Source organism: Salibacterium aidingense DSM 18341, from assembly GCF_000429685.1.
Taxonomy (GTDB): domain Bacteria; phylum Bacillota; class Bacilli; order Bacillales; family Marinococcaceae; genus Salibacterium; species Salibacterium aidingense.
The window spans coordinates 107,686-119,986 of sequence record NZ_AUCI01000006.1 but is presented as its reverse complement, the minus strand read 5'-3'; the positions used below and the strand labels follow the sequence as shown (position 1 = coordinate 119,986).

The following is a 12,301-nucleotide window of genomic DNA, read 5'->3' as shown; positions in this document are numbered from 1 at the left end:
CTTTATTTTATATCAACAGAAAGATCTGCCAGTGTTGTGAGTGGAACTACCCGAGGGCGACATCAAGGGTCATCATTACAGCAAAGCCGATCATGAGACAGATCGAAGAAAACTGGACATAGCCGCGCTCCTGGGATCCCGGGATAATTTCTTTAGCGACAACAAAAATCATCGCACCTGCTGCAAAACTCAGTGCGTAAGGAAGCAGGGGATCAACCAAGATAATGGCTACCGCTCCAAATACTGCTGCTATAGGTTCTACCATACCGGAAAACTGGCCGTACATAAAACTTTTCCATTTAGACATTCCTTCCCGGTATAACGGCATCGACACAGCCATCCCTTCCGGAAAGTTTTGAATACCGATGCCAAGGGCAAGAGCAACAGCTCCTCCTATAGAAGCATTCGAAAACTCTGCTGCTAATGCGCCAAACGCCACACCAATGGCAAGGCCTTCGGGTATATTATGAAGGGTCACGGAAAAAACGAGTAATGCCGTACGGTGTTTCGCCTTGATATTTTTTATTTCAGCAAAATAGCGGTCATGATTAATGACGGGAAGAATTTTATCCACGAGCAGCAGCAGAGCTCCTCCCAGCAAAAAGCCGATTAAAGCTGGTATGAAGCCGGGGACCACGCTATCTTCGGCCATGTCGATGGCAGGAGCCAGAAGAGACCAAAAGCTGGCTGCTATCATCACGCCGCCTGCAAAAGCAAGCATTCCATCCATTAGTCGATGGTTTGTTCCTCTGGAAAAAAATACAGCTCCTGCACCAAAAGCAGTCATCCCCCAAGTGAACAGGGTGCCTAAAAAGGCCTGCATGACTGGGTGTAACGATAAAAAATATTCCATTCTCTCCACTCCCGTTTTGAATGTATATCACTTTTTTGCCTAAGGGAAACTTTTATTTTATCTTACTCTTAAGTGAGGAAACTGTCAATAACAAAGATGACAAAAGAGGTTGTCCAGCTGGAGAAAATATTGACAGAAAAAGAAAACATGATAGAATGATAACTGTTATCAATTAAATTGATAATGATTATCATTATTGAATGTGGACAGCTCGTATTCTTTAAAGAAGTAGAAAGTATAGGACTTATATGAAAAAAAGGTATTTAGCAGGAGCGCTTCTGGTATTATCTTTCGCTTCTATCTTTATCGGCGTTACTCCCTTATCACCCTTTGACCTGTTTGATTTAACGGAAGATCAGGCTCATACGCTGGCAGTAAGCCGGCTGCCGAGACTTGCGAGTATTCTTATTGCCGGAATGAGTATGAGCGTCTGCGGCATGATTATGCAGCAGTTAAGCCGGAATAAATTCGTTTCTCCGACTACTGCAGGAACCATGGATTCTGCCAGGCTCGGGATTCTGGTAGCTCTAATGATTTTCACGAATGCATCCCCGCTGGAAAAGGCAGCCGTGTCTTTTGGTTTTGCATTATTGGGAACATTCCTATTTATGAAAATACTTGAACGTATCAAGTTTAAGGATTCCGTGTTTATTCCGCTGGTGGGACTCATGTTTGGCAACATTATCGGTTCCATCACGACGTTTTTTGCCTATAAAAATGACATCATTCAAAACATGTCGTCCTGGCTGCACGGAGATTTCTCGATGATCATCAGCGGGCAGTATGAACTGATTTACATAACCCTTCCCGTATTATCATTGCTTACGCATTCGCAAATAAATTCACTGTTGCGGGGATGGGGGAAGACTTTTCCACCAATCTCGGCCTTTCTTATCAGAAGGTGGTAAACCTTGTCCTTGTGGTGGTTGCCATGGTGACCTCCGTTGTGGTGCTGACAGTAGGCATGATTCCGTTTCTGGGTCTGGTGGTTCCTAATATTGTCACCATCTTCCGGGGGGACCATTTAAGAAAGAATCTGCCTCACACAGCAATGCTCGGTGCTGTATTTGTGTTGTTCTGCGACATCACCGGCCGGCTGATCATTTTCCCTTATGAAATATCGATCGGTCTGACCGTCGGTGTGAACGGAAGCGGCCTATTTATCTATTTGTTGCTGAGGAGAAAAGCCTATGAGTCATAAGGCCAAGCTATGGCTTCTATTTGTTCTGGCTGTGTTATGTGCCGCCTTTTTTATGTTTCAGGGGAGTGGAAGGAAACTGGGATTACGTCCTGCCGAGCAGGGGAAAAAAGGTGCTTGCGATCGGATTAACCGGAGCAGCCATTGCTTTTTCAACTATTGTGTTTCAGACGTTGACGAACAACCGCATATTAACACCGAGTATTATCGGACTGGACTCGCTTTACATGCTCACCCAGACCGCTATTATTTTCCTTTATGGATCAGATACATTGAGCATCACGAACAAAAACGTAAATTTTCTGCTCTCCATCGGAATGATGAAGATGTTTGCTTTCCTGCTGTATCACTTTCTTTTCCGCGGAGAAGGACGGAATCTTTATTTCCTGCTGTTAATTGGATTGGTGTTCGGCACATTTTTTGAAAGCATCTCTTCGTTCATGCAGATGCTCATTGATCCAAATGAGTTCCTGATTGTGCAGGATCGTATGTTTGCCAGCTTCAACAACGTCCAGACCGAGCTGCCCCTTTTATCTACGGCGGGGATAAGTCTCTCTGTCCTTTACTTTCTCCGGTTTGCCAGGTATTTGGACGTACTCGCTCTTGGAAAAGAACATGCTGTCAACCTCGGTGTTCCCTACGATTATGTGGTTAAGCGGCTGTTGTTAATTGTCGTGGTATTCATTTCTATTTCAACGGCGCTTGTCGGCCCTATTACGTTTCTCGGCCTGCTTGTGGCCAATGTGGCGTACGAGTTTATGAAAACATTCCGGCATAAACCATTAATCACAGCGGCTGTGTTAATCAGCATTATTGCTTTAATAGGCGGGCAGGTGCTGGTCGAAAGAGTTTTCACTTTTTCTACCACATTAAGCGTCATTGTGAACTTTGTGGGCGGTGTTTATTTTATATATCTTTTGTTAAAGGAGAATAAATCATGGTAAACGTAAAACATTTATTTAAAAAATACGGGCCCCAGACAGTGGTGGAGGGTGTTTCTGTGCAGGTAGAACCTGGAAAAATTACGACGTTTATCGGACCGAACGGGGCCGGGAAAAGTACGCTGATGTCCATGGTAAGCCGTCTGATTACACGGGACAGCGGGGAAGTGCTTGTCGATAACAGAGACGTAGCCGAGACTTCCAGTAAAGAGTTAGCGAAAAAGGTATCCATATTAAAACAGTCCAATTACATGAATGTCAGGTTAACCGTGAAGGAGCTCGTTTGCTTCGGCCGTTTTCCTTATTCACAGGGAAAACTGAAGGAGGAGGACTGGAAGTATGTGCACGATGCTATTCAGTACATGGAACTGGAAGACATGCAGGAGAAGTTTCTGGATCAATTAAGCGGCGGCCAGAGACAGCGTGCGTTTATCGCGATGGTCATTGCCCAGGACACGGATTATATCCTGCTCGATGAACCCCTGAATAATCTGGATATGAAACATTCTGTGCAAATCATGAAGGTGCTTCGTCAATTAGTTGATGACCTTGGGAAAACAGTGGTCCTTGTGATCCACGACATTAATTTTGCTTCCTGTTATTCCGATTATATCGTCGCGATGAAGGATGGCAGAATTGTGAAGGAAGGAAGCACAGATGAAATCATCAATCGCGAGGTATTACGGGATATTTATGAGCTGGATATGACCATTCAGCACATTAACCACCAGAAGATCTGTGTTTATTTTTAAACACAAGAGGGAGGAAAAACAAACAGAGTTCTGCTTGTACTTGGTCCATGATTTTATACAAAGGAGGAGCACATAATGATGAGAAAAATCACGATGTTTATGGCAGGATGCTTACTTATAGTGGTAATGGCAGCATGCGGAGCAGAAGACGCGGAAGAAACTTCCGGAGAGGAAACAGAAGAGGTTTCAGGAGAAAGTCCATCAGAAGAAACCACAGACGAAGAAAATACGGAAGAAGCAGCGGAAGTTACTATTGATCATGAACTGGGAGAAACAACGCTGGAAAAAAATCCGGAGAATGTTGTCGTATTAGACTTTGGCAGCCTCGATACGCTGGATGCGCTGGGAGTCGATGTAGGCGGTGTTCCACAGGCCAACGTTCCTGAGTACCTGGAGCAGTATGAGAATTCCGAGTATGAAAATGTCGGGGGGATTAAAGAGCCGGATTTTGAAAAAATTGCAGCCATGGATCCGGGGTTGATCATCATCTCCGGCCGGCAATCGGATGCGTATGAAGAATTAAGTGATATTGCTCCTACCATCTATATGGGGGTTGATACCGAAGACTACTGGAATTCATTTGAAGCCAATGTAACCGCCCTGGCCGGTATTTTTGAAAAAGAAGAGCAGGCGGAAGAAGAACTGGCTTCCATCAAAGAAGATATTGATGCCCTGCAGGAAGAAGCATCGTCTATGGACGAAGAGGCACTCGTTGTTCTGGCCAATGACGGGGAACTCAGTGCCTATGGGGCTGGATCGCGATTTGGTATCATTCATGACGAATTCGGTTTTCCACAGGCCGATGAAAACATCGAAGCATCCACCCACGGACAAAGTGTTTCGTTTGAGTATGTGAAGGAAGAAGATCCGGATTATCTGTTCGTCATTGACCGCGGTGCTGTAGTCGGCGGTGAGACAACTGCCCGGGAAGTAGTGGAAAACGAATTAACAGAGCGGACCTCCGCCTATGAAAAAGGAAACATTGTGTATCTCAATCCAAACTACTGGTACATTTCCGGAGGCGGCCTCCAATCCGTGCCGGAAATGGCAGCAGAAGCAGAATCAGCTTTGGCAGAATAAAGAAGCCGGGACAGAAGGATAGGAGCTGGCCGAAAACCCGAACAAAATAATGACGATGGGATTGTTGCACCCGGTCACTGCGCTTTCCATAGGGACGACTTCAGCTCACTTGGTAAAGAAGATCGCATTGCCAAGTGAATCTTCAGTTCGTCTTCGTCCCATAGGAGTCTCCGTGGCCGGTCTCGGCTGAATAGAGAGGGAGATTGGGCCAAACGAAAGAAAAATTGGTAAAACGGACATCTTAGGGTTTATATAACAAAAACGTCCATTCAGCGGAGTTAAAATAGGTCGACTCCTGCGGGAAAAGCACGAGTCTCGAGACCCCGCAGGAAGTGGCTTTCTTCCCGAGGGCCCGCCGGATGCGGGTCAGATCGGCGTCGGCACAGGATGTGCCGTCCTTAGCCGATCCTCCTTTATTCGAGCCGTGCCCGCGGAAAGCGACCTATTTTGACGCAGCGATAGAACAATACACAAAAATCCGAACGATTTATGAAAAAATCGTTCGGATTTTTTGTCCTTGATAATGTTTTGTCCCAGACTCTTTTTTTTCAGGGTCTGGTGATGGATACCTGGGAACTGCTATCAGGTGGACATCTGATCCTCTATTTTAAGGATTTTTCGTTTTTTGCAGGAGGTCGCGGACATTTAATCCGCTATTTCCTGTTTTCAAGGCAAAAAGACCTGTCCTTTTATCAAATAACGGAACAAATGTCCGAATAGGCTTCTAAAAGGCGGTAATTTCGTCGAATAACGGAATATATGTCCGCAGAAACCCCTGGCGCTGGCACCAGCCAGACTGCTTAAAACAAATTCTCGTCTGTAATGGCGCCTTTGGCACTGGAAGAGACGAGCTTTGCGTATTTCGCGAGCGCTCCCGTCGTGTGACGCGGTTGAAATGGTTCTTGTGTACGAGCCCGTTTATCAAGCTCTTCGCTCGTCACATCAAAATTGATTTCCTGGGTTTCGCTGTCGATTGTAATCTTGTCTCCGGTCTGCAGCAGTGAAATCGGCCCGCCGGCAGCAGCTTCCGGCGCAAGGTGTCCGATCACAAACCCGTGGGATCCTCCGGAGAACCTTCCGTCTGTGATAAGAGCAACTCTCCCTCCGAGACCGCGGCCGACAATCATGGCGGTGATGGAGAGCATTTCCGGCATGCCAGGTCCGCCTTTGGGGCCGACGTTCCGAATGACAAGAACGTCTCCTTCTTGAATCTCGTCTCCTTCAATCGCTGTCGTTGCTTCCGCTTCACTGTCATATACTTTAGCCGGTCCTTCGAAACGGCTGATTTTCTGGCCGGACATTTTAGCGACAGCACCTTCCGGGGCTAGATTTCCTTTTAGAACCACAAGTGGCCCATTTGGCTTGATCGGCTGGCTGAGGGGTTTGATAATGTCTTGTCCTTCTTTTAAATCCGGAGCTTCGGCCAGATTTTCCGCCAGTGTTTTTCCAGTGACGGTGAGGCAGTCTCCGTGCAGAAGGCCTTCTTTCAGCAGCATTTTCATAACAGCGGGTACGCCGCCGGCCATATAAAGGTCCTGCATGACGTATTTGCCGCTTGGTTTCAAATCCGCAATATGCGGAACGTTTTTGCGGACCCGTTCAAAGTCGTCATAGGTCAGCTCAACGTCTGCGGAACGTGCGATGGCGAGCAGGTGCAGAAAGGCGTTCGTTGAACCGCCGAGAGCCATGACCACCGTGATCGCGTTTTCAAACGCTTTTTTCGTCATAATATCGCGCGGATAGATTTCTTTTTTCAGAAGATCGATAACCATGGCGCCGGCCTGACGGCATTCTTCTTCTTTATAGTCATAAATGGCCGGAGTGGAGGAGGAGCCGGGAATACTCATGCCGAGGGCTTCCACAGCAGCCGCCATTGTATTGGCCGTGTACATGCCGCCGCAGGCACCAGCTCCTGGACAGGCGTTACATTCCACTTGATGAAGTTCTTCTTCATTAATGGTTCCTTGTTGATACTGGCCGACCGCTTCAAAAGAAGAAACGATATCGATATCTTGTCCGTTTAATTTGCCTGGCTGAATGGTTCCGCCATAAATATAAACAGAGGGCAGATTCAGCCGCCCGATCGAGATCATACAGCCGGGTGTCGTTTTGTCACATCCCCCAATCGTGACAAATCCATCAAAACGCTCGGCGCCGGTAACGGCTTCGATTGAATCGGCAATAATTTCACGGCTTGGCAGGGAGTAGCTCATTCCTTCATGCCCCATCGCAATACCGTCGGAAACCGTTATGGTATTAAAAATAAGAGGAGCAGCACCACTCTCGGAAGCACCGGATTTTGCTTCACGGGCAAGGCGGTCAATATGTATGTTACACGGAGTTACTTCGGTCCATGTACTCGCCACGCCGACCATCGGTTTTTTAAAGTCCTCATCCTCAAAGCCGACAGCCCGGAGCATCGAGCGGTTCGGCATGCGGTTGGCATTTTCACTGATGACTTTGCTTCGGATACGGAGATCCTTATTATTTTCCATGTTTCTCATCCTCTCTAGGATTAAATAAAAATAAAATAAACCTAGTGTTAATGATACTAGGAGTGGAGGGGACTATCAATTATATTGACTAAAAAGGGAAAAATTTCTCCAACCTTAGACGGAGATAAAATCCCCCTGTCCCAGGGTGAAAAACGCAGCCAACTCCCGTAGAATAAGAGAAGACACTATACGACAAAGAAAAGGGGCCGCTATCCATCATGTTCTTTGGAAAAAGAAATAGCATTATTATAGGTATTCTCGCAGTTATCGGTTTATTTGCACTGTTAGGTGATGATCTATTTACGATTTTCACAATTTTAACGGCGGTGTTGTTGTTTTATGCGGGGGCAAGGCTGCTCCGCCGGCAGACGTCCAGGGTGATGATTCTTGGCGGTATTGGATTGATTATTCTGGGATCCTTTGTTTTAGCCGGGTGGCTGCCGGTATTTCTCGGGCCGGCCATTCTTGTTATTATTGCACTTTATCTATTTAAACACTATAAAGACCGTCAAAAAGCTTCGTCGGTGCGGGACTGAAAAAATGAGGGTGGACAATGAAAAAATTAGGTGGAATGATTTTAATTACGGCCGGGCTTGTTATTTTGGTCTGTTCGGTTATTGATCATTTTCCTGCCGCTTTTTCTGTATCTGAAAAAAGGGGACAGGAAGAAACGATTCCATGGCAGAACGAAGCAACGGTGGAAATACAGGTGGAAAGCCAGGATGTTGTTATCAACCGCCATGATGAAAATACAATTACGATCCGTTCCCGTCATGGATCAGATCTTGAGTCTCTGCAGACGAACACGGCGGAACCGAACTCGTTAAATATACAGGAAGAAAAAGAAGGTTGGTTATCCAGACTTGGATGGACAGGGAAACAGGGGGAATGGGAAATTTTGCTGCCGGACAGCTTTTCAGGGAACCTTTCCGTGAATGGGGCTTCCAGTGATGTCCGGTTTGATAATCACCATCAAGAAGCCTTAGATTCTCTGAGTATCGAAGTGGCTTCCGGGGATGTGGAGATAGGGGAAATAAAGGTGAACCACCTGCAGCATTCTGCCCAATCAGGAGATTTAACAGCTGCAGAGGTAGAAACAAAGCAAGCCTCCGTGAAAACAGTATCAGGAGATATGGAAATCGAAGGGTGGAACGGTCCGTTATCTGCTATGTTGACCTCCGGGGATATGGACGTGCAATGGTCAGAATTTGCTTCTTCGTCCATTGAGGTGACATCTGGAGATGTGGAGGCGGAGGTGGGAAATGCCGGACTCCGACTTGAATGTTCTGTCTCAAGCGGTGATATTCAAAATGAACTGCCGCTGCAGGATATGGAACAGACCCAGCGGAGCTTGAAGGGTCAGAGAGGAGATAACGGCGGATTGTTATCGATTTCTTCCGTAAGCGGTGATATTCATATATCGGAGTAACAGTTTTACCAATTCTGCAAAGAGAGAATAACCGCATCATCCGGCCTGATTCGACTTCATAAAAACCGAATCAAAGCATATAAGTGACAATATAAAGGAGGGGAAGTATGAGATTGCCAATGGTGTTGGCGTTTCTCCTATTAACTGGTTTTGTCCTTATGTTTTTTATTGGTTCGGTCCAATTTGAGGGCACTCAAAGTTCTGTCCTTCAAATTATCGGTTTCGCAGGAATGGTGTTTTCCATGTCTTACAGCCTTTTGATTACACATACGGCTGAGGAGAAAGAAAAACAATCCGAAGGTTATTAAAAACAGCTGTGCAGCAGAATGCACAGCTGTTTTTAATGATTGATCTGGGGTGCCCAGGTGATTTTTTTCTTACTGGATATTCTGCTCTTCCACCAGGGAAGACTGCCGCAGTCTTTCCCGCAATTCCTTTTCCAATTCGGCATAGGCATCTTTATTGCCTGTTGTTTCAGCTATCCCTTTCAGGCTCCCGAAAAAACGCTGCTCGTTATAGGAATAGGAGAACCCGGATTGATACCCCCGTGCTACCGAAGAGGCGAACTGCCAGCAGCAGTAATGATTTTCAGAAGAGATCGATTTCGAGAGAATCGTGAGGGCCTCCAGAATATTGGCGGTGAGAAACGGGTCATTTTTGGCTGCTACGCTAATCTGCGAAAAAGCCGCATACAAATAATAATCAAAGGATTCATCTTTAATAATGACACGAAGCTGATTATCATGGCCTGTTAAATAAGGGGAAAACCGGGTAACTTTTGAAATCGACACCAACAGGTCCGTCAATTGATAAATCGCATTGTTGGCCGTATTAGGGTCATCGTTACCTATTGCTTTCATCGCAATCTCCGTTAATTTGTTCACGCCGAATTCTAAATCCTGCACTTCCGTTTTTTTCGGGCCGAGATAAATCAATTTTCGGTATTTTTCTTCATTAAATGAATGATTATTTTCTTTCCAATAGGATAATAAGGGGAGCCCTTCTGTGACGAAATCACCGATCCGTTTTTCCAGCCGAATAACGATCTCATCTTTTTTGGCTTCTTTGATTAAGCGTTTGTAATCAAAAATCTGAATAAAACCAGTCTCCGCTGACGTAATAACATGGGCCTCTTCTTCAGGCAGGTGTTTCATGGTGAAGGCAGGATCCTTGGTACGGTATGGTTCCAGATCTTTTAATAACGTCTGCAGAATCGTTCGTTTTGATTCTATTTTCATGTTTTGGGTCAAGTTCGGCACCTGCATCCACTTCACAGCATGATTAATAAAAAATACAAAATTGGCCAGGGTCAGTACCGCGAATAATACAGTAAACGTGGGGATGGCCGCGTATACACTGCTTCTTTCTTCGTTAATAAGAAAAAAAGATATGAGCACATAGAGTAGGCAGGAGTTAAATATACCAAGCACGTGCTGCGTTTTTCGGTCCGAAATAAAGCTGAGCAGCATTCGTGGTGAAAATTGACCAGAAAAAGAAGTAAGCACCACAAGGATAGAGTTAAACGTAAAAGCGTTCAGGGTTAAAATTCCGCCGATAAGTGTACTGACAAGGATATGAGTCAATTCATAACTGGAAATAAACAATTCAGGAACGTATTGCTCGATTCGTATCGTGAAATCCAGCAGGTAGGAAATAAAAACCACAGTAAGAGCCAGGATACCGTATATAATGGAGCTGAACCACAAATTTGCCTTGAGTTCATAAAGAAACTGGCGTCTGGACATGGTAACTAATTTTAATAAAGGTCGTGGCAGTATAACTCGTTTCATGATAAATAAACCTCTCATTTTGTTGTTAGATCTATTTATTAGTACCCTGCGAAAAAACGAGTAAAACTATAATATAAGTAAAAAAAAGAAGCTCCCTGTGCGAGACAGGGAGCATTTCTTATTAATTGCGTTTAATGCGGTGTGAGAAGTTTTGAAGACGATCTTTGTTTGGCTGGATAGGTTGAATATTTTCCCGGTTGGCCAGAAATTCAGGCCGCGCATCCTGTCCGGAAAATGGTTCCTGCAGTTTGTTTTCAATTGAATTGAAGACAAAGAACACATTGCTTCGCGGATAAGGGGAGATGTTTCCGGCAGAGCCATGCATAGTATTGCACTCAAAGAAGAGCACGGACCCTGCTGGACCGGTAGCACGGTCGATACGGCCGTCTGCCTGGTCCACCAGCCAGCTCATGCTGTCATTGTCAGGCACTCCTGTTTCCTGCTTTTTTAGAGAAGACTTATAGTTCTGTTCCGGTGTAGCGCCAGGGCAGGATACAAACCATTTGTGAGAACCAGGAACAAGCATAAGCGGACCGTTAAATTCATAGTTATCCGTTAAAATAATGGAGCAGCTGACAGCTCTCATATCAGGCATGCCATCTTCTTGATGCCAAGTCTCAAAGTCCGAATGCCAGTAGAACTCCTTACCTTTAAAGCCTGGTTTGAAATTTATCCGGGACTGTGTGATATAGACCTGACTCCCAAGAATCTGCTGGGCTGCCTTGACGATGCGTTCATTTTTCGCCAGCGCCTGAAAGAATCCGCTGTCTTTATGGATTTCAAAAACGGAACGTATTTCATTGCTGCCCGGTTCTTTAATGACGTCGTCTGCGTCACGTTCCTTATTGTAATCCATTGTCCGCTGCAGCTCGCTTTTCATGATCGAAACTTCATCGTCGTTAAAAAGTTTCTCAAACAGCAAATAGCCATTTTCCTCAAAAGAGTTTAAATCTTTTTCTCTCAGAGGACCATCCGAAAATTCAGGGTTACGGTGAACTACAGGGTCTTTCCGTTCCATGATCTTGGCCTCGCGGCCGTTTCTAGAAGGATACTTATCGACTGCCATTACACCATCACTCCTTTTCCTATTTCACTGATTATTGAAATGGCGAGTCCGTGAGACACATACCCAATTATATTTATAAATAAACACCCTGAAACTAAACTTTTTATCCCATCACTTTTTATTTGGCTTTGTAAATCAGATAAGCCGGGGGATACAGCAAATTTAATTTTTTTTAAAAAAATTAAGTTTACAAGATTACATAAAAAGGTATAACGAAATAACCCAAGCTGTCTAAATAATGAAACACTGGGAAAGCACAGGAGCGGCACTCCGAACTGCTTAGCACACAAGCAAATCCTTTTCTTTACTAAAAAAACGGAGTTCAGGGAAATTCCCTGACTCCGTTTTTCTTACTATTAATTTGTCATGCCTGAGGAAGGAAGCTGGTTTGTGTAGCCGGTGAATTGCTGATATGTTTGATCCAGCGCCTGGGAAGGAGCTGTTTCAAAGCTGTACCAGCCCTTCTTAAACATAAGATTAAACAGAGTACGCTGGCTGTTTTGGGTTTCATCACATATCATGGAAATTTGATCGTACAGGTTTTCGTGGCTGGCTTCGTTCATGGCGTAACTATAAGAAGATGTCATGTATTTTTCTGTGGTAAGCATATCGTTTAAAAAGTCTCGATCATTCATCTCCGGAGTTTTTGGTATTTGTGTTTCCGGATTTTGTATTTTAGACGATGGTGCCATGGAAA

At 45.1% G+C, this 12,301-nt stretch carries 10 protein-coding genes and 2 pseudogenes; 7 read left to right on the top strand and 5 right to left on the bottom strand.

Annotated elements, in window-relative coordinates; genetic code table 11:
* Positions 1–46 precede the first annotated feature (46 nt).
* Entirely contained in the window at positions 47–853 is an 807-nt protein-coding gene (locus tag G475_RS0106700; protein ID WP_026700614.1) for a ZIP family metal transporter, read from the bottom strand.
* A gap of 248 nt (positions 854–1,101) precedes the next feature.
* Between G475_RS0106700 and G475_RS24410 the strand changes: the two are divergent.
* The 4 genes and pseudogenes from G475_RS24410 to G475_RS0106680 all read left to right on the top strand — a co-directional run bounded on the left by G475_RS24410 (position 1,102) and on the right by G475_RS0106680 (position 4,824).
* Positions 1,102–2,054, top strand: a pseudogene (locus G475_RS24410) (ABC transporter permease).
* Positions 2,044–2,995: pseudogene (locus G475_RS24405) on the top strand (iron chelate uptake ABC transporter family permease subunit). The pseudogenes G475_RS24410 and G475_RS24405 overlap by 11 nt, the downstream one beginning before the upstream one ends.
* Positions 2,989–3,744 carry an iron ABC transporter ATP-binding protein gene (locus G475_RS0106685; protein ID WP_026700613.1) on the top strand — a complete coding sequence of 252 codons (756 nt, stop codon included), beginning with the start codon at positions 2,989–2,991 and terminating at the stop codon, positions 3,742–3,744. The pseudogene G475_RS24405 and the gene G475_RS0106685 overlap by 7 nt, the downstream one beginning before the upstream one ends.
* 78 nt (positions 3,745–3,822) lie before the next feature.
* Positions 3,823–4,824, top strand: a complete 1,002-nt coding sequence (locus G475_RS0106680) for a siderophore ABC transporter substrate-binding protein (RefSeq protein ID WP_035710473.1) — start codon at positions 3,823–3,825, stop codon at positions 4,822–4,824.
* Positions 4,825–5,624: 800 nt separating this feature from the next.
* Here G475_RS0106680 and ilvD read toward each other — a convergent pair.
* Entirely contained in the window at positions 5,625–7,319 is a 1,695-nt protein-coding gene (ilvD, locus tag G475_RS0106670; protein ID WP_026700610.1) for a dihydroxy-acid dehydratase, read from the bottom strand.
* Positions 7,320–7,537: 218 nt separating this feature from the next.
* Between ilvD and G475_RS0106665 the strand changes: the two genes are divergently transcribed.
* The 3 genes from G475_RS0106665 (at position 7,538) to G475_RS0106655 (ending at position 9,056) form a co-directional block, all read left to right on the top strand.
* Entirely contained in the window at positions 7,538–7,855 is a 318-nt protein-coding gene (locus tag G475_RS0106665) for a hypothetical protein (RefSeq protein ID WP_026700609.1), read from the top strand.
* Positions 7,856–7,872: 17 nt separating this feature from the next.
* Positions 7,873–8,748 carry a DUF4097 family beta strand repeat-containing protein gene (locus G475_RS0106660; RefSeq protein ID WP_026700608.1) on the top strand — a complete coding sequence of 292 codons (876 nt, stop codon included), beginning with the start codon at positions 7,873–7,875 and terminating at the stop codon, positions 8,746–8,748.
* A gap of 107 nt (positions 8,749–8,855) precedes the next feature.
* Positions 8,856–9,056, top strand: coding sequence for a hypothetical protein (locus G475_RS0106655; RefSeq protein ID WP_026700607.1), 201 nt, complete (start codon positions 8,856–8,858; stop codon positions 9,054–9,056).
* 69 nt (positions 9,057–9,125) lie between these two features.
* Here G475_RS0106655 and G475_RS24400 read toward each other — a convergent pair whose 3' ends face one another.
* The 3 genes from G475_RS24400 to G475_RS0106635 form a co-directional block, all read right to left on the bottom strand.
* On the bottom strand, positions 9,126–10,538 hold the full coding sequence (locus tag G475_RS24400) for a DUF2254 domain-containing protein (protein WP_233275742.1): 1,413 nt from the start codon (positions 10,536–10,538) through the stop codon (positions 9,126–9,128).
* Between the two features lie 121 nt (positions 10,539–10,659).
* On the bottom strand, positions 10,660–11,604 hold the full coding sequence (gene thpD, locus G475_RS0106645; RefSeq protein WP_026700606.1) for an ectoine hydroxylase: 945 nt from the start codon (positions 11,602–11,604) through the stop codon (positions 10,660–10,662).
* A 356-nt stretch (positions 11,605–11,960) separates the two neighbouring features.
* Positions 11,961–12,296 carry a spore coat protein gene (locus tag G475_RS0106635; RefSeq protein ID WP_026700604.1) on the bottom strand — a complete coding sequence of 112 codons (336 nt, stop codon included), beginning with the start codon at positions 12,294–12,296 and terminating at the stop codon, positions 11,961–11,963.
* Between the last annotated feature and the right edge of the window lie 5 nt (positions 12,297–12,301).

Coding starts and splice junctions, on each gene's coding strand:
- G475_RS0106700 (WP_026700614.1), bottom strand. CDS start 853: ATGGAATATTTTTTATCGTTACACCCAGTCATGCAGGCCTTTTTAGGC.
- G475_RS0106685 (WP_026700613.1), top strand. CDS start 2,989: ATGGTAAACGTAAAACATTTATTTAAAAAATACGGGCCCCAGACAGTG.
- G475_RS0106680 (WP_035710473.1), top strand. CDS start 3,823: ATGAGAAAAATCACGATGTTTATGGCAGGATGCTTACTTATAGTGGTA.
- ilvD (WP_026700610.1), bottom strand. CDS start 7,319: ATGGAAAATAATAAGGATCTCCGTATCCGAAGCAAAGTCATCAGTGAA.
- G475_RS0106665 (WP_026700609.1), top strand. CDS start 7,538: ATGTTCTTTGGAAAAAGAAATAGCATTATTATAGGTATTCTCGCAGTT.
- G475_RS0106660 (WP_026700608.1), top strand. CDS start 7,873: ATGAAAAAATTAGGTGGAATGATTTTAATTACGGCCGGGCTTGTTATT.
- G475_RS0106655 (WP_026700607.1), top strand. CDS start 8,856: ATGAGATTGCCAATGGTGTTGGCGTTTCTCCTATTAACTGGTTTTGTC.
- G475_RS24400 (WP_233275742.1), bottom strand. CDS start 10,538: ATGAAACGAGTTATACTGCCACGACCTTTATTAAAATTAGTTACCATG.
- thpD (WP_026700606.1), bottom strand. CDS start 11,604: ATGGCAGTCGATAAGTATCCTTCTAGAAACGGCCGCGAGGCCAAGATC.
- G475_RS0106635 (WP_026700604.1), bottom strand. CDS start 12,296: ATGGCACCATCGTCTAAAATACAAAATCCGGAAACACAAATACCAAAA.